Origin of the sequence: Mariniflexile jejuense (genome assembly GCF_042675665.1) — a bacterium.
GTDB classification, from domain to species: Bacteria; Bacteroidota; Bacteroidia; order Flavobacteriales; family Flavobacteriaceae; genus Mariniflexile; species Mariniflexile jejuense.
On record NZ_JBHTJI010000001.1, the window covers coordinates 1,923,707 to 1,942,820 of the forward strand.

General features: G+C 33.4%; 9 protein-coding genes. 8 read left to right on the plus strand and 1 reads right to left on the minus strand.

Annotation, left to right across the window (positions count from 1 at the left end; translation table 11 throughout):
• Positions 1-15: 15 nt before the first annotated feature.
• Positions 16-4,047, minus strand: coding sequence for a hypothetical protein (locus tag ACFQ1R_RS08315; protein WP_379925689.1), 4,032 nt, complete (start codon positions 4,045-4,047; stop codon positions 16-18).
• Positions 4,048-4,657: 610 nt separating this feature from the next.
• Here ACFQ1R_RS08315 and ACFQ1R_RS08320 point away from each other — a divergent pair.
• From ACFQ1R_RS08320 to ACFQ1R_RS08355, 8 genes are all read left to right on the plus strand, one after another.
• Positions 4,658-7,924, plus strand: coding sequence for a SusC/RagA family TonB-linked outer membrane protein (locus tag ACFQ1R_RS08320; RefSeq protein WP_379925690.1), 3,267 nt, complete (start codon positions 4,658-4,660; stop codon positions 7,922-7,924).
• 24 nt (positions 7,925-7,948) lie between these two features.
• A complete protein-coding gene (locus tag ACFQ1R_RS08325) occupies positions 7,949-9,736 on the plus strand; it encodes a RagB/SusD family nutrient uptake outer membrane protein (protein WP_379925692.1) in 1,788 nt (595 codons plus the stop codon).
• 31 nt (positions 9,737-9,767) lie between these two features.
• Complete coding sequence (locus ACFQ1R_RS08330) at positions 9,768-11,312, plus strand: DUF5123 domain-containing protein (protein ID WP_379925693.1); 1,545 nt, start codon at positions 9,768-9,770, stop codon at positions 11,310-11,312.
• A gap of 106 nt (positions 11,313-11,418) precedes the next feature.
• Entirely contained in the window at positions 11,419-13,656 is a 2,238-nt protein-coding gene (locus ACFQ1R_RS08335; RefSeq protein WP_379925694.1) for a pectinesterase family protein, read from the plus strand.
• A gap of 120 nt (positions 13,657-13,776) precedes the next feature.
• Positions 13,777-15,210, plus strand: coding sequence for a glycoside hydrolase family 28 protein (locus ACFQ1R_RS08340; protein WP_379925695.1), 1,434 nt, complete (start codon positions 13,777-13,779; stop codon positions 15,208-15,210).
• Between the two features lie 17 nt (positions 15,211-15,227).
• A complete protein-coding gene (locus tag ACFQ1R_RS08345; RefSeq protein ID WP_379925696.1) occupies positions 15,228-16,217 on the plus strand; it encodes a DUF4861 family protein in 990 nt (329 codons plus the stop codon).
• Between the two features lie 5 nt (positions 16,218-16,222).
• Complete coding sequence (locus tag ACFQ1R_RS08350) at positions 16,223-17,461, plus strand: glycoside hydrolase family 88/105 protein (RefSeq protein ID WP_379925697.1); 1,239 nt, start codon at positions 16,223-16,225, stop codon at positions 17,459-17,461.
• Positions 17,462-17,487: 26 nt separating this feature from the next.
• Positions 17,488-19,113, plus strand: coding sequence for a glycoside hydrolase family 43 protein (locus tag ACFQ1R_RS08355; RefSeq protein WP_379925698.1), 1,626 nt, complete (start codon positions 17,488-17,490; stop codon positions 19,111-19,113).
• Position 19,114 lies beyond the last annotated feature (1 nt).

Here is a 19,114-nt window from a genome sequence, read left to right on the forward strand (position 1 = left end):
ACTAGTTAAGTAAAACTAATGAGAAACTAGTTTTATAACTTTTTTACCTACTTCATCTTTAATTTTTATAATCCATAAACCATTTTGTATATTAAAATTGGTATCAGACTTTGTTGTAACAGATTTAACCAATGCGCCTGTAACACTATAAATATTAACTTGTGTGTTTGAAGTTACATTTGATATGTATATGTTTCCGTTATAAGCAACAACTTTAACTGATGATTGATTAGGATATTGATCTTCAACCCCTAAAGCATTCAATTCTGATATTGGATCCCAATTATCATTTCCTTTAGTGAAATTAAACGTTGTAATTGCCGTACCATCTGTTAGTTGATCTTGAGTTAAAACTGTAGACCAAGACGCACGACTTGAAGCATTGTTTTCACCAGAAACCTCTACTGTACTGCGTTCGTACATTTTAGCAGAACTACCTCCTAATGTATTATTCCAACCAGCAGGAACAATTAATGATTGACCTACATTACCTGGATAAGTTGAAGCATCAATTGTTGTTTCAAAAAACACCACTTCACTCGTATTTGGTGACCATGGACGACCAAAATAACCTGGTTTAGACCCATTTATAGAAGCTGTTTCAACACCTGGAACAGGTGATTTAACATGACACTGATACATTAAATAACCTCTACCACTAGATTGCTGTGCTGCCGTTATATAAGCTACATCACTACCAGAATCACTCGTATTTAAAACTAAATCTGTTTTATAAAACACCGCATTCATAGCGCCATATAAATAATCAACCGCACCCATCATTGCACCTTTATATACGACTACTCTGGATGGACCTGCTCCATAAAATGAATCTTGACGCCCTATAACACGACAATTATTTAGAAGTACTTTATCAGCAGAGGCTGCTATTCCAATAGCAGCTGCTTGAGTTACATAACCTAATGAGCGATCTTGTACTGTTACATTGCCATAGGTTGTAGGTCTTACTGGATCTCCACCTTTAGGTTGCACCACATCTTGAGATTCTTTTAAAGATATGTATTGATTAAACGAGTTTTCAAGAATAATATTTTCAGCAGTAAACCCAACTGCTTCAACAACTACAGTAGCATTCCAGTACGAAGAACCACCGCCAGTACCTTCTTTATTTTCGTATAATGTATAGCCATTGGCTTTATTAACAGCCAGTACATCTGCATTCCATTTATTGTCTGACGCTTGACTAAAGAAATTATATTTTTGCCCGTAATATGATGTTATTCTAACGGCATTAGCATCTATATCAACACCTTTATTTAATAGCGCAATACTTGGCGTTGTTGCTGCATTCTTCAATGTAACATTGGCACTTTTTATTACAATCATCTCTTCATAGTTATCTGGATCAATTAAAACTGTAACACGCTCGTTACTTGGTCTATCCATTCTTGAAATAGCATCTAAAGCTTCATTTATAGTTTGATAATCTTTTCCTGTTCCAACTGTAATTGTAGCACTATATGGTACTATTTGTAATACTTTTATAGATAATAAATACGTAGTTCCAGAAATAGCTAAGTTTACAAATCCATCGGACACTCCTGGATATACATATTCTGCTATAACTTTTGTACCAGTACTATTTGATGTATTAGTAACCGTTTGAACACCATCTATTGTGTAGTTTGATGCGTAATAATCTGTAATAAGCACCTTATCACCAACATGAACTGGAATAGCTATAGTAGCTCCTGAACTAGCATTTAAGTCGCCATTTGTTGTACCTCTTACATTTACACTTCCTGTAAAAACAAGACCTTTATAAGCTGTTGCTGCAGAAATATTTCTATCATTAAAAACCCACTCTGTAACAGGTTTAAAAACTAAATCTTTTACTACGTTACTACCTGAAACCGACAAATTTGAAGTCAATGCCAGTTCAATAGGATATTCGTCTAAACCAGAATAAGTCATTTTATAAACACCATCGCGCAATGCTACTGTTGAAACATCAGTAAATGTATATACATATCCCGATTCATTTAAGTTAGTAAATGTTAAACTCAATTTACCTCTTTGAGTAACATCTAAATCAGGCGTATTTATAGTGATATTATGCAAAGGTTTTTGAGTAAAAACGATATCCGCAGTTTGAGTTCCTGTGATGGTAATTGTGTTTGACAAAATCTCATAATCATTCACTCCACCTGCAGAAATTGTATATTCAACATTAGCTTCCAAATCAACTGAATAAGTTGAATTCGTTGTATTTATTGAAATAATAGGATTGTAAATTTTATTTGCTAAAGGATCTGGCGTATAAGTTAGTGTAAGGTTAGAAAGATTAGGCAATCCTGTTATATTACCACTAACTGTATGCAAATCTACTTGAACGATGGTTACGTTAAAATTAGTAGTTGTTTCCGTAGCTGTTAAAGATAAATCACTTGCAATAACATAACCATTTGCGTTTCCTAAACTTACATCATAAGTATATTCAACAGGCAAGTCTATAGTATAGGTTCCACTTGAAACAACAGCTGAAAAAGTTTTTCCTGCTTGATTAGTAAAATTGATAGAATAGCCATTTGGAACTCCAGGAGCATTTGTTTCATTAACAACACCCGTAATAGTAGTATATTGAGCATCTTTCCTGTAAATTCTAAAAAAGCTAGGTTTATCAACTGCGTCATATATACGATATTGACCTGCCGCTTTAGATACAAATTTTACTTCTTGTAATGTTGTTCCAACATTTACAACATCATCTTGAATACCTGGATTTGCTACATTTTGAAAATGTATAACACCACCACCAGACTGTGTTAACATCATAACCTTTACTTCGTCATCTTCATCTAAGGTTAATTGCATATATCTTGATGGAGTTGTTGGAGCTGTTGGGTTTGTACCGTTTTGATATATTCTACCTATATAACCCACTGCACCACCTAAATTTGTATCATATCTGGTAAGGTTAGTATTTGATGTTCTTAAACGATCGTTCGTACCACCTACCCAACTTAAAACACCTTCAGTCCATGTAGTAGGTAACACAGTAGCAGTTGTACCAGGAGTAACACCTGAATACCAAGCATTGATTTTGGTTTCGTTAAGCATATTATTATAAAGTACCTCATCTAATTGCTGCGCACCAAAGTCCCAAACGTCTGATTTAATAATAGAAGCCGCTAAATTAGTTACAACAATTTGAGGTGTATAACATTCTCCACTACCATTTCTTGTAAAATATAAGGTTCTTGGACCACCAACATATGAAAACTCATAATAACCAGTTTTATCAACTGCTACTTTAATGTTTTGCACACCTAATTCATTACCTCCAACTGTTGTACCACCGCTAATCGTACCAGCTGCATCGCTATAAATTGACCCATAGAAACGTACCGTTGCACTTGGGCCAGTAACATCTACTTGTAAAGAATTACCTGTTCTGAATGAAACGCCATAGCCGCTACTATGCCATCTTGATGTTGCAGCTTGAGTTCTTAATTTGCCATCAGGACTTGTAGTAGAAGTAACAGGATTCCATTGAACTCCATCATTAGTAAAGGTAGAACCATCTCCTAAATTATAAAGTTTATATGGATACATTACATCTATAACAGGCGTGTAGCATTCGCCACTACCATTTCTTGTAAAGTATAATGTTTTTGGACCACCTACATACGAAAACTCATAATAACCAGTTTTATCAACTGCTACTTTAATATTTTGAATTCCCAAATCATTACCACCTAAGGTGGTGCCTCCACTCATAGTTCCTGCTGCATCACTATAAATTGATCCATAAAATCGAACTGTAACGGTGCCTGTAACATCTATTTCAAGCGAATTAGTTGTTCTAAAAGACACACCATAACCAGCGCTATGCCATTTAGAAGTAGCAGCTTGAGTTCTTAACAAACCATCAGGACTAGTGGTAGATGTAACAGAATTCCATTGAACTCCATCATTAGTAAAAGCGCTACCATCTCCCATGTTATAAGAAATGACAGTTTGCCCCTGCGTTTTAAAAGCTAGTAAAAAGAGGGGAATTAATAATAAAAAGGATAGTTTTCTCATTTGTTTATTTAATTTAGTTAAAGTTTAATAGATATATTTACTAATCTTATTTTTTTATGTTTTTAGTTCATGTAAAATAAAATTGATAAAAAATAGGTAAACTAAGATTGGGAAGAAATTTAGCAAACTCAACACATTTACATAAATGCAATCGATTACTCAAATATATTATAAAATTATAATTTTGCAAACATTCTGATAAATAAATTATCAAATCAACAAAAGCAGTAACTTTTAAAACATAAATTCATATCCTACATTTTTAAAATACTTGCATTTGAAAATTAAAACATAATTACAACCAAGTATTTTATTTACAACGAATTAAAAGAACAACAATCAATAAAACATGTAAAAAAACAGCGCACATAGATTAAAATAAGCCTATATTTGAGTTAAATTTTAATGTTAAATTTCTTGAAAAATTTGCTTTAAAATAAATATTGCCTATATTTGAGCAATCGATTACATTATAATTTACAAATAAGAAATTAAATTTTCAAGGTTGTTTTATTTTGAATAATAATACTTTATAAATAAACACCATAAAACTGCTAAGTAAACTCAAAAAAAATCATATTAATAAATTAACAAACTAAACAAATTATTTATGACAAACCATTCCTTATTTGATTATCTTTTTTTCTTTCGAAAAGACAGAAAAAAAATAACTCAATACAATAAGGCTTATGTAGCTTTATTTATTGGTGTATTTTTATTTTGCTTAAATATTAATGCGCAAAATAGTATAACAATTAGCGGCGTTGTAACAGATGGTGGAGACTTGGGCGGTCCACTCCCTGGTGTAACTGTACTCGTTAAAGGAACTACAACAGGTGCTTCAACCGATTTTGACGGTAACTACACTTTAAGCAATGTTGCCTCAAATGCAACGCTTGTTTTTTCTTATGTAGGATATAAGAAACAAGAAATTGCTGTTTCTGGTAAAAAAACAATAAATATCACCTTACTTCCTAGCTTGGAATCTCTAGATGAAGTTGTTGTTGTTGGTTATGGAACGTCTCGAAAATCTGATTTAACAGGTTCGGTAGTTGCAATTGGCGGTGAAGATTTAAAAAAACAATCTATATCAAGCGTTGCCGAAGCCTTAACAGGTAGATTAGCTGGTGTTCAAGTAACTTCTTCTGAAGGTTCACCAGATGCTGAAATAAACATAAGAGTTCGTGGTGGTGGTTCATTAACACAAGATAGTTCACCATTGATAATTGTTGATGGATTTCCTGTGAACAGTATGAGTGATGTTACACCATCTGATATTGAAAGTATTACCGTTTTAAAAGACGCTTCTTCTACAGCAATTTACGGTTCTAGAGGAGCTAATGGTGTTGTTATCATTACAACTAAAAGTGGTAAGGATGGAAAAATATCTGCAAACTTCAATATGTTTTATGGTGTGAAAAAAATTGCGAATACCATTGATGTATTAGACCCTGTTGATTTTGTAAAATGGCAATACGAATATGCTTTATTAAGAGATCGCCAAGATTCTTACGAAAACATTTTTGGTTTATGGCAAGATGCAGACCAGTACAATGGAGTGAAAGGTAATAACTGGCAAAAACAAATTTATGGCAAAATGGGCGAAGTACAAAGCCGTGATTTAGCTGTAAGAGGTGGTTCAGATAAATTGAACTTCAATTTTAACTATGCCCATTACGATGAAAAAACCATTATGGTTGGTTCGGACTTTAAGCGAGATAACTTATCATTATCTTTAAAAAGTAAAGCTAGTGAGAAAGTAGATTTAACATTCACGTTCCGTTATTCTGATACTGAAATTAATGGCGGTGGTGCTAACGAACAAAATGAAATTTCATCAGCCGATGCACGTTTAAGACATAGTGTTGGTTACTCACCTATCCCACTACCAGGTTTGACAACAGATAATACTGATGAAGCATTATCCTCTTACTTAGTTAATCCATTTGTAGCGGTAGATGACAATCAACGCTTACAACTTAGAAAAAACTTTAATTTATTAGGTAGTTTTGGTTGGGAAATTTTGGAAAACCTTCAATTTAAATCTGATTTAGGTTTAGACAATCGTAACGATTTAGATTACCGTTTTTATGGCCGTTCTACATACTATGCAAGTAATAGACCTGCTGCAGAAAACCAAGGCTTACCATCTATCATCATTAGTGATGAAAAAAGAGAACGTTTTAGAAATGCAAATACTTTAAACTACGATTTTGAGAAATTATTTGGAAAAAGCGATGATCATAGCTTAAAACTTCTTGTTGGTGAAGAAATGATTATTTCAAAATCGAATGAAGTATCTTCAGAAATACAAGGTCTACCAAAGTTTTTTGATTTTGATACTTCTAGAAACTTAACAAGTCAAGGTATTCCTCAAAATGTTGATAACTTTTACAGTCCAGACGACAAATTACTGTCTTTCTTTGGTCGTGTTAATTATGGCTTTAAAAACCGCTATTTAATTACAGCTACCTATCGTGCCGATGGCTCTAGTAAGTTCTTAGGAGATAACCAATGGGGGTATTTTCCATCTGCTGCTTTTGCTTGGAAAATTTCGGAAGAAAATTTCTTAAAAGATGTATCTTGGATAAATACTCTTAAAGTAAGATTAAGTTATGGTGAAGCAGGTAATAATAATATCCCTACTGGTCAAACCTTTCAAAACTTCCTATCTAGAAACACTACCTACATTAATGGAGTTAACAACTATTGGGCAGCATCAAATACTTTAGCAAACCCAGATTTGAAATGGGAAACTACCGTAACACAAAACGTTGGTTTAGATTTTGATTTGTTTAAAGGGCGTGTTAGTGGATCGTTCGAAGCTTATAAAAATTTAACAACAGACCTTTTAATAAACTTCCCTGTTCCTGGAACTGGATACAACACCCAATATAGAAACATGGGTGAAACCCAAAACACAGGTATCGAAGCTTCTTTAAATATTGCAGCTATAGAGCATAAAGACTACGGTTTAAATTTATCATTAAATTTTGGTATGAACAAAAACCGCATTAACTCATTAGGTGTTATGGATGATTTTGGTACTGCTACAGGTTGGGCGTCATCTCAAATAAATAATGATTATGTTATCAATGTAGGTAAATCGCTTGGCACAATGTATGGCTATATAAGCGATGGACGTTATGAAGTTTCAGATTTTGACTATAACTCTGTAACAGAAACTTACACCTTAAAAACTGGTGTTGCAAACAATAGCGCTATAGTTGGTGTGCCAAAACCAGGTAACATGAAGTTAAAAGACTTAGATGGTGATGGTATTGTAAATATAAACGACAACACCATCATTGGTAATGCAAATCCAAAACATACTGGAGGTATGACAATTAATGCCAATGCCTATGGTTTTGATTTGTCAGCTGCATTTAACTGGAGTGTTGGTAACGATGTTTATAATGCCAACAAAATTGAATTCACTACCTCAAACAACAACGGACAGTATAGAAATTTAAGTACTATTATGGCTGATGGAAATAGATGGACCAATTTAGATCCTACATCAGGTCAATTAGTAACCGATCCTACTGCATTAACAGCACTAAACGCCAATACAACCATGTGGTCGCCTTATTCTACTAATTTTGTTTTTAGTGATTGGGCTGTTGAAGATGGTTCATTTTTAAGACTAAACACATTAACATTAGGATACTCTGTTCCTAACGAAATGCTAACTCAATTAGGCGTATCAAAATTAAGATTTTATGCTACAGCTAATAATGTATTCATTATTACCAACTATTCTGGTTTAGACCCTGAAGTTTCTACTAGAAGAAAGACGCCGCTTACTCCAGGAGTAGATTATTCACCATTCCCAAGAAGCAGATCTTTTGTTTTTGGATTGAATCTTAATTTTTAATTAAAACATTTATTAGAATATACTATGAAAAAAATACTAATAATAACCGTATTTATTGCTGGAGTTTTTACTTCTTGCCAAAAAGACTTCTTAGAGGCACCAGCTAAATCAACTTTAGACGAATCTGTAATTTTCTCTAATGCAGGATTAGCAAAAGGAGCTGTAGATGGTATTAAAGAACCTTTTGGACAAACTAACTCTTACAGAGGTCGTTTTATTCCGTATTACGGGTTTAATAATGATATTGAGTGGAACAACAACTCCGATCAAGCAAATAGTGCAGCAGCAGATTTATGCATATACGATGCTAAACCAAACAATACGCAAATGAATACCGATAATAATGCTTGGTCTCAAATGTATACTGGTATTGAGCGTGCTAATATTTGTATCCGTGGTTTGCGTACTTTTGGCAACCCTACTCCAGGCTCAGAACTTGGACAACTTTTAGGTGAAGCCCTAACATTACGTGCCATTTATTATGCCGATTTAATGAAAGCTTGGGGTGATGTTCCTGCTAGATTTGAACCAATCACTTCTGAAACTTTATATATAGAAAAATCAAATCGTGATATTATCTACAAACAACTTTTAGAAGATTTAGCTGAAGCCTCTACTCTTGTAGCTTGGCCAAACGAAACTTCTGCTACAACCACTGTAGAACGTATTAACAAAGCATTTGTAAAAGGCTTTAGAGCTCGTTTAGCTTTAGTTGCTGGTGGCTACCAACAATATCCTGACGGTGTTAGAAAAAGCACCGACCCAGATTTAGCTTCTGATAAAATGTATAAAATTGCATTAGATGAAAGTAGAGATGTTATTAACAGTGGAAAAGCATCATTAGACTCTTCTTTCGAATCACTTTGGAAAAAATTCAATCAAGAAGTTATTACTGCTGGTGGAGAATCGCTTTGGGAAATTCCATTTGCCGATGGTCGTGGGCGTGTTTTATTTAGCTTTGCTGTACGTCATACTTCTAACGACCAGTATCATGCTAACGGTAGTAATCGTGGTGGTTTAGCAGGACCGCTACCAACAGTTTTTTACGATTATGATGAAACAGATAGCCGTAGAAATGTGAGTTGTGTTCCTTACAGATGGGGTGCTGCCGTTAACGGTATAGCAAAACAAGAATTAGGAAACTCATATACTTGGTATTTTGGTAAATACCGTTACGAGTGGATGAATCGTTTTGTAACATCTAGCAATGACGACGGAATTAATATGATTTACATGCGCTACGCCGAAGTACTTTTAATTGCTGCTGAAGCTGCAAATGAGTTAGAAGGACCTGCAGCTGCCGCACCTTACTTAAAAGAAATTCGCAAAAGAGCATTTGCAGCAGCTGAACATGCTACAAAAGTTGACGCCTACGTAAATGCTTTAGGTACAAAACAAGCTATGTTTAACGCTATTGTAAAAGAACATAAATTTGAGTTTGTTGGCGAAATGACACGTAAACAAGCACTTATAAGATGGAATTTATTAGGTTCTAGCTTAGCAGAAGCCAAAGTGAAAATGACAGACTTAAGAAACCGTCAAGGTGATTATGCCGATGTACCTACTACACTTTATTATAAGTATAAAGCAGACAACGAAACCTTAGAAATATATGGTTTAAATAGAGGTGAAACTACAAACCCAGGTGGCGATTACTCATCTTTTGGTTGGAATTCAACTTCTTTTACAGACGACAAAATAAATTCACTTTACAAGTCTGACGTAAACCCAGATTCCAGACAATTTTGGCCAATTTGGCAAGTATTCCTTGATGGAAGTAATGGTAAATTAGTAAACGATTACGGTTATTAAAACCTGTTTAATTAAACAATATATTAAAAATATGAAAACAAAATATATATTAAAATCTTTATTAATAGCAGTTTTAATTTCCACAACTGTTTACAATTGTGGTTATAACGAAGATGTTATTGATGAGTTATCTCTAAATAGAGAGTTTGCTCCCGTAGCCTTAACTGCACGCGTTAGAAATCAAACTGTGGTAGAATTAAATTGGACCGTACGCGAAGACGTTAATAACTATATCGTTGAGTTTAGTGCTGATGATCCTAATTTTAATACAATTTTTAAAACAGTTGAGGTATCTGCTAGTGAGCTTCCTCTACAAGTTCAACTAGAAGGTTTAACAGAATACTCAATACGGGTTAAAGCATTAAGTTCAGTGGGACTTGACGATTCTACTTGGGCAGTAACAACAGCAACAACCTTGAGTGAGCAACTAATGCTTCCTTATGCTAATGGTGACATAGGTTACAACACTGCTACTTTAAAATGGCAAGCAGGCATTAATGTAACACACCTACTTTTACAACCTGGTGACATTACACATACCATTACAGAACAAGAAAAAGCCGCAGGAGTAGCTACCGTTACAGCGCTAACAAGTGAAACAAAATATACTGTAGATCTTTTTAACAATACTAAACCAAGAGGTTTCGCAACTATAAAAACCGAAGTAGACCCTTCAATAGGCAATGTAATTGGACCTAGTGATAATTTACTTCAAATGATTGCTAATGCAGCATCTGGATCAATTCTATTATTACAACCTGGAGACTATACAGCACAAACTGGCAGTATTACTTTAAATAAATCAATTACTATAAGAGGTTTGTATAGTTATGACTTACCTTTATTAAGCAACAATGTTTCTATTGTTAATGGCGCTACAAATGTTAGTCTTATACACCTAAACTTAAATGGAGGAGCTACGGTACAAGATGTTGTAAGATATAGTGCTGCTGGCAACTATAACTCATTACTAATTAAAGGATGTATTGTATCAAACTACGATCGTTCATTCATTGCGGGTAATGTTACAAGTGCTATTGTTCAAACAGTAATTGTTGAAGATTGTATTGTAACTAATGTAATAACGAATGGTGGTGATTTTATAGATTTTAGAAATTCTGATGCTTTAAATATTAGCGTAAAAACAAGTACTTTTAATAATTGTGCACCAGCTCGTGACTTCTTTAGGATTGATGCCGCTGGTGATTCTAATAATAACACTCCTCTTAAAACAGTAAATGTGTTATTAGAAAATTGCACATTGTATGGTGTTTGTAATACTACAGATAGAATATTATATATTCGTTTTAATGCTAATGCTATTACTGTAAGTAAAAATATTTTTGCTCAAACAGATGCTATTTACTCAAATCAAAGCACTACTTCAGACCCAGTGTTTTTAAATAATAATTATTTCAACACTACTGGTCTACACACCACAAATACTAAGTTTGATGCAACAACAACTTTCACAACCTTAGATCCTGGTTTTGTAAATGCCGCTGCTGGTAACTTTAAAGTTACAAATCAAATTTTGATAGACAACCAAATTGGAGATCCAAGATGGAGACTTTAAAATAAATATTGATTAGATTAAAAAAGAGGTATACATTATTTTTGTATACCTCTTTTTTAATACTACTTGTTTTAAATTGAATTAAGAAACTACATAAAAACAAAAAATGATTAATAAAACAAACTTTTTAAAAACCATAATTTTATTAATATCTATTACAAGCTACTCACAGCAATTAGCATTTCCAGAAGCCGAAGGTTTTGGAAAACATACAACTGGAGGTAAAGGCGGTGTTGTTTACACTGTAACTAATTTAAATGATGATGGTGAAGGTAGTTTAAGAAAAGGCATTTTAAAAAGTGGTGTTAGAACCATTGTATTCGCAGTTTCAGGAACTATAGAACTTCAAAGAAATTTAGATGTAAATAAAGGCGATTTAAGCATTTTAGGACAAACAGCATCTGGTGAAGGCATAACCATAAAAGGCTATCCATTCACTATAAAAGCAGATAATGTTATTGTACGTTACTTACGTTTCCGAATGGGAGATGTAAACAACATTGAAGGCGATGCATTAGGATGTAGAGACGCGAACAATGTTATTATAGACCACTGTTCTATAAGTTGGGGAACTGATGAGAATGCTTCATTTTACAACAATAAAAATTTTACTTTACAATGGTGTATCATTTCAGAAGCTTTAAACAATTCAGTACACAGTAAAGGTGTACATGGTTATGGTGGCATTTGGGGTGGCGTTAATGTATCCTTTCATCACAACTTAATAGCTAGTAATAATAGTAGAAATCCAAGATTTAGCGGTTCGTCTACTACTGAAAACTCCGAAAATGAATTTGTAGATTTTAGAAATAATGTAATTTACAATTGGGGTGAAAATAATATATATGGTGGCGAAAAAGGCACATACAATATTATTAATAACTATTTTAAATCCGGTCCAGCAACAACATCATCAAAACTAAATCGTATTGTAAACCCATCAGATCCTTACGGTATGTTTTATGTTGACGGCAACTATGTTAATGGTTTTGAAACTATTACAAAAAACAATTGGAATGGTGGCGTTCAATGTGCGAATCCTGAAGCCACAAAATTAAATACTGAAATAAGCATTTCAGAAAACATAAAAACCGAAAGTGCTTCAGAAGCATTTGAAAGCGTTTTAAAACAAGCTGGTGCAAGCTTATTTAGGGATGCAGTTGATGCTAGAATAGTTCATAATACTAGAGAAGGCAGTGCTAATTTCAAAAATGGCATTATCGATTCGCAAAACAATGTTGATGGATGGCCAATTTTAAAATCTGAAAAAGCAAAAGCAGATATAGATGAAGATGGCATGCCAGATGACTGGGAACTACAAAACAAACTAGACCCAAAAACAAATGATGCTAATCTAAACAGTATAGACAATCTTTACACTAACCTTGAAATTTACGCCAACTCATTAACAAATGTCGTTGCAAAAAAAAAAGTAATTAACGGTAAAACATTTGACTTTGTAGTTGACTCCAACGGGTATGGTGATTACAAAACAGTACAACAAGCTATTAATGCAGTACCAGATTTTAGAAAAAATGAAACCAAAATTTTTATAAAAAATGGCGTCTATAAAGAAAAACTCGTGCTACCAACATCAAAAACCAATGTAACTTTTGTGGGTGAAAATAAAAATGAAACCATTTTAACTTATGACGATTTTGCACAAAAACATAACAGTTTTGGTGAAGAAATAGGCACCACAGGTTCTACATCCTTTTTTGTTTTTGGTGATGGTTTTAAAGCCAAAAATATCACATTTGAAAATAGCGCTGGTCCAATTGGGCAAGCTGTAGCCGTAAGAATTGATGGTGATAAAGTAATTTTTGAAAACTGTAAATTTTTAGGAAATCAAGATACATTATACTGTCATGGTGATAAAAGCCGACAGTATTACAAAAATTGTTATATAGAAGGCACAGTCGATTTCATCTTTGGATGGTCAACCGCCTTTTTTGAAAACTGCGAAATTTATTGTAAAAATTCAGGTTATATAACGGCAGCTTCAACAAATAAAGATGCTACTTTTGGTTTTGTATTTAAAAACTGTAAAATTACAGGAAGTGCTTTAGAAAACACCTTCTATTTGGGCAGACCATGGCGCGATTATGCTAAAACCGTGTGGATAGATTGTTACATGGATAAGCATATTAAACCAGAAGGCTGGCACAATTGGGGCAAACCCAACGCTGAACTCACCACATTTTATGCAGAATATAATTCTACAGGACCAGGAGCTTCAAACAAAAGAGTCGATTGGTCCAAAAAAATATCAAAAAAAGAAATTAATAACTTCACTTTAGAAGAAGTTCTAAAAGGTTCAGATAATTGGATTCCAAAAATTTAATAATCAATTTTTAATTTTTTAGTTAAATTTTTTAGAATTACATATTAAATGTTATTTAATTATGCCAACAATTTCAACTTTAGTATTTTTATACAATCGATTACAACTAAATAAAAATTCATGAAAATTAACACGCCATTTTCGGCATATGCAATAATATGCATGTCATTATTGTTTCTAACTTTCAACGCCTGCAAAACAAAGGGCAAAGAAAAGGAAATAGTAGAAACAGATGTTTTTAATAAAGCTGATAAAATAATTAGCTCCATAAAGGTTTTAGATTTTCCAAACAAATCATTTAATGTAATAGATTTTGGTGCGGTAGCCGATGGAGAAACTAACAACACTGAAGCAATTAAAAAAGCCATTGACGCTTGTAATAAAGCTGGCGGAGGAAAAGTAATTATTCCTTCAGGAAAATTTTTAACCGGTCCAATTCATCTAAAAAGTAATGTAAATTTACATTTAGAAGCAGGTGCAGAAGTCTTATTCTCAAAAAATCATAAAGACTATTTACCCGTAGTACATACTTCTTATGAAGGGCAAGAATTAATGAATTATTCACCATTAATTTATGCATACAAACAAAACAACATTGCGGTAACTGGTTCAGGAACATTTAATGGTCAAGCAGGTAAAACCAATTGGTGGCCTTGGTGTGGTGCAGAACGTTACGGACATATAGAAAACACACCACAACAAAAAGACGACCATAATTTACCAAGATTATGGGCAATGGCAGAAAACAATACACCTGTTTCAGAACGTACATTTGGTGAAGGCTACCAACTGCGTCCATTATTTATTCAACCTTTTGAATGTGAAAATGTTTTAATACAAGGTGTAACCTTTACAAATGCCCCATTTTGGGTTATTCATCCAATAAAATGTAATTATGTTAGAGTTGAAGAGGTTACAGTTAGTAGCCATGGGCCAAACAACGATGGTTGCGACCCAGAATACTCTAAAAACGTTCATATAAATAACTGTACGTTTGATACAGGTGATGATTGTATTGCTATCAAATCTGGAAGAAATAATGATGGTAGACGTGTAAACATCCCAAGTGAAAACATTGTGGTTGAAAACTGTAACATGAAAGATGGCCATGGTGGCGTTGTAATGGGTAGTGAAATTTCAGCAGGTGTTAGAAATGTTTATGTTAGAAACTGCAAAATGAATAGCCCAGAACTAGACCGTGCTATTCGCATAAAAACCAACACATTAAGAGGTGGTTTTGTAGAAAACGTGTATGTAAAAAACATAGAAGTTGGTCAAGTAAAAGAAGCTGTTTTAAGAATTAATCTTTACTACGCCATTTATGGTCCTCAAGAGGGTGATTTTATGCCAGTAGTTAAAAACATTCATTTACAAGATATTAATGTTGAAAATGGTGGAAAGTATGGCGTACTAATTAAAGGCAGACCAGAAAGCTTTGTAAAAAATGTAACATTAACAAACGTGCATATAAAAAATGCTGAAACAGATCTTTCAGTAGAAAATTCAGAGCCTATTATTTTCAAAAACACAACTATTAACGGTAAAAAGTATTAAAATTATAAAGTTTCATTATGAAAAAAATAGCAATTCTATCTATTGTCGTTTTAAGCATATTTTCATGCAAATCTAACCAAGCTAGCGGAACATTAGAAACAAATTTAAAAACCTATGCAGAACTTTCTATTGCACAAGGTGGTGAATGGATTGATGGTTCAAGAGGACACAAAGAATATAATGCCGGAACCTCTTTTAAAAACGTAAATTCACTTCAAGTTCCAAAAGAACATACAGACCATTCTTGGTATATTCGTTATGAAGGTCCAGGTTGGGAAAACAATCAAATTGGATACCGAATTTATTTAGATTGGAGAAACGCTATTGATATTTATGGCAAAAAAGTAGATTCTTTAGTATTGCCTTACGTTGGTCAAGATGGTTTTGATTCATACCACGAACCTGCTCCTTGGGGTCAAGATATTCTAAAAGCAGGAAAATCAATGGGTATTGGTGGTTACGGAAGACTTGTAAATGACACCATTGCTCATTTTCAAAATGTAAAAAATACATTTGCTAAAATTGAAAATAATAAAACAAATTCATCTGTAAATATTACTTATGAAGATTGGAATACGGGTGATGAAACTATCAATTTAAACTCAAAACTTACTATTTTTCAACAAGACCGTTATACTAAAGCAGAATTAACACCTTCTAAAGAAATAACAGGAATTTCTACCGGTATTGTGAAATTTAAAAACATTCCTTTAATTAAAAAAGAAGGTACAAATTGGGCTTACATTGCAACCTATGGCAACCAAACTTTAGTAAGTAATACAGACAAACTAGGAATGGCTATTTTTTACAAATTAAATGAAGTAGTACAACAAAAAACAGGTATTGACGATCATTTGGTGGTTTTTAAGCCTACAAATAAAACAATAACTTACTACTTTTTAGGCGCTTGGGAACAAGAACAAAACGGTATTAAAACACAAGAAGCATTTATTGCCGATTTAAATAAAAAATTAGAAACTTTAAATAATACAAATTCAATCAACTAAACACCATGAAAAAGACAATAACTTATTTTGCCCTTTTTACTTTCGCTTTAGTTCTTTTTACTTCTTGTAAAAATGCAAAGAAAGAAAACACAAAAGAAACTGCAACTGTTGAAAAAATAGTTCCAGAAAACTTAAAATGGTCTGAACGCATGATGCTTTCTGAAATTGAACGTTTCCCTGAAGCTTCAAAACTCGATTTTGTTGACAAACCACGTTGGAGTTACACCAATGGATTAGTTCTATCTGCCTCATTAAGAGTGTTTGAAAAAACCAAAAATCAAAAATTTTATGATTATGCGTATGCGTATGCAAACGACTTAGTTGAAAGTGATGGCAATATAAAAACATATAAAATAACCGATCAAAATCTAGACATGATAAAGTCTGGCGATGTATTACTTTATTTATATCCAAAAACGAAAGAAGAACGTTTTTTAAAGGCAATGGAAACTTTAAATAGTCAAATGGAAACACAACCAAAAACATCGGATGGCGGTTATTGGCATAAAAAAAGGTATCCATATCAAATGTGGTTAGATGGCTTATATATGGCTGAACCATTCCATATCAACTATGCAAATGAATATATTAAAGACGAGGCTCAAAAACAAAAAATATATGATGATGTTGTGCTTCAATTCGATTTAATACAAAAACACAGTTACGATAAAAATACAGGATTATTATACCACGGTTGGGATGAAAGTAAAGACCAACGTTGGGCAAATAAAGAAACAGGCAACTCACAACATTTTTGGTCTAGAGGTATGGGTTGGTACGGTATGGCCATGGTTGATGTATTAGACTTTTTACCAAAAAATCATCCCGGAAGAGAAAAAATTATCAACTATTTAAATCTATACGCGGAAGCTTTAGTAAAAGTACAAGATAAATCTGGTTTATGGTGGCAAGTTTTAGACCAAGGAAACAGAGAAGGTAATTATTTAGAAGCTACTGGAACAGCCATGTTTACTTATGCATTTGCAAAAGGTGTACGTAAAGGCTATTTAGATAAAAAATATTTAGCAGTTGCTGAAAAAGCCTTTTCTGGACTTATCAATAATTTAGTTTCTGTTGAAGAAAACGGTGTTGTAAACTTAAACAAATGTTGCTCGGTAGCCGGTTTAGGTGGCGACCCATATAGAGATGGTTCTTATGAATATTATATAAATGAACCTATTCGCTCTAACGACCCAAAAGGAACAGGTCCATTCATAATGGCATCTCTTGAATTAAACAAATAATCTGGATTTTTACAAAATAAACAACAATGAAGTATTTTTTAATATCATCCCTTTTATGCACAACGCTCCTATTTGCGCAAAACAATAAAGCCTATGTATCCAATGTATGGGTTGCCGATAATGGCGATGGTACTTATAAAAACCCAATATTATATTCAGATTATTCAGACCCCGATGTTGTACGAGTTGGAGATGATTATTATATGACTGCTTCTAGCTTTAATTCAGCTCCGGGGTTACCTATTCTTCATTCAAAAGATATGGTAAATTGGAAATTAATTAATTATGCTTTAGAAACTCAAATTCCAGAAGAAACTTTTAATATCCCACAACATGGTAATGGTGTTTGGGCACCAAGTATCCGGTATCATAACAATGAAATTTATATTTATTGGGGCGATCCAGACTTTGGAGTTTATATGGTAAAAACTAAAGATCCTTATGGAAAATGGGACGAACCTATCCTTGTTATGCCAGGTAAAGGTCTTATTGATTCATGTCCACTTTGGGACGACAATGGCGATGCTTATTTAGTACATGCTTATGCAGGTAGTCGTGCTGGTGTAAAAAGTTTGTTATCTGTGAACAAAATGAATCCAGAAGGCACCAAAGTTTTAAATCCAGGTATTCACGTTTTTGATGGGCATGAAAACCATGAAACCGTTGAAGGTTCAAAATTCTATAAACGCAATGGCTATTACTATATTTTTGCTCCTGCTGGTGGTGTTGCTACAGGTTGGCAATTAATTTTACGCTCTAAAAACATTTATGGCCCTTACGAAGAAAAAGTAGTTTTAGAGCAAGGTAGCACAAAAATTAATGGACCACATCAAGGTGCTTGGGTTGATACACCAAATGGAGAATCTTGGTTTTATCATTTTCAAGATGTTGGTGCTTATGGAAGAATTGTTCATTTACAACCTATGTCTTGGAAAAACGATTGGCCTGTTATGGGTCAAGATTTTGATAAAAATGGCATTGGTGAACCTGTAATGTCTCATAAAAAACCAAATGTTGGAAAAACATATCCTATAGAAACACCTGTTGAAACCGACAATTTTGATGGTTTTAACATAGGTTTACAATGGCAATGGAATGCAAACAGTAATGTAGTTTGGCATGCAAAATTACCAGGAAATAATTATTTAAGATTGTTTTCTATTAAATCTGTTGAAGACACAGAAAATCTTTGGATGGTTCCAAACTTGTTGCTTCAAAAATTTCCTGCACCAAACTTTACAGCTTCAACAAAAATCACTTTAATTCCTGAAGAAGCCACTAGTGGCAAAACTGCTGGACTTATTATTATGGGAATGGACTATGCAACACTAAGCATTAGTCATGATGAAAAAGGCTATTTCATAAAACAAACCGAAGCTATAAAAGCCATTGATGGTGCTGAAGAAAAAACAAATGAAGTTGAACGTCTAAAAACAAACAGCGCATATTTTAGAGTAGAGATTTCTTCACCAGATGCCATGTGTCAATTCAGTTATTCCGAAAACGGAAAAAAATACAAAAAAATAGGCAAGCCTTTTAAAGCTAAAGAAGGCAAATGGATTGGGGCTAAAGTAGGTTTGTTTAGCGTTAGCACACAAGAAGCCAAACGTGGCGGTTATGCTGATGTTAATTATTTCAAAATAACAAAATAAC

What these genes read in the sequence shown, in the direction of transcription:
- ACFQ1R_RS08315 (WP_379925689.1), bottom strand. Translation starts at nt 4,047, where the DNA reads ATGAGAAAACTATCCTTTTTATTATTAATTCCCCTCTTTTTACTAGCT.
- ACFQ1R_RS08320 (WP_379925690.1), top strand. Translation starts at nt 4,658, where the DNA reads ATGACAAACCATTCCTTATTTGATTATCTTTTTTTCTTTCGAAAAGAC.
- ACFQ1R_RS08325 (WP_379925692.1), top strand. Translation starts at nt 7,949, where the DNA reads ATGAAAAAAATACTAATAATAACCGTATTTATTGCTGGAGTTTTTACT.
- ACFQ1R_RS08330 (WP_379925693.1), top strand. Translation starts at nt 9,768, where the DNA reads ATGAAAACAAAATATATATTAAAATCTTTATTAATAGCAGTTTTAATT.
- ACFQ1R_RS08335 (WP_379925694.1), top strand. Translation starts at nt 11,419, where the DNA reads ATGATTAATAAAACAAACTTTTTAAAAACCATAATTTTATTAATATCT.
- ACFQ1R_RS08340 (WP_379925695.1), top strand. Translation starts at nt 13,777, where the DNA reads ATGAAAATTAACACGCCATTTTCGGCATATGCAATAATATGCATGTCA.
- ACFQ1R_RS08345 (WP_379925696.1), top strand. Translation starts at nt 15,228, where the DNA reads ATGAAAAAAATAGCAATTCTATCTATTGTCGTTTTAAGCATATTTTCA.
- ACFQ1R_RS08350 (WP_379925697.1), top strand. Translation starts at nt 16,223, where the DNA reads ATGAAAAAGACAATAACTTATTTTGCCCTTTTTACTTTCGCTTTAGTT.
- ACFQ1R_RS08355 (WP_379925698.1), top strand. Translation starts at nt 17,488, where the DNA reads ATGAAGTATTTTTTAATATCATCCCTTTTATGCACAACGCTCCTATTT.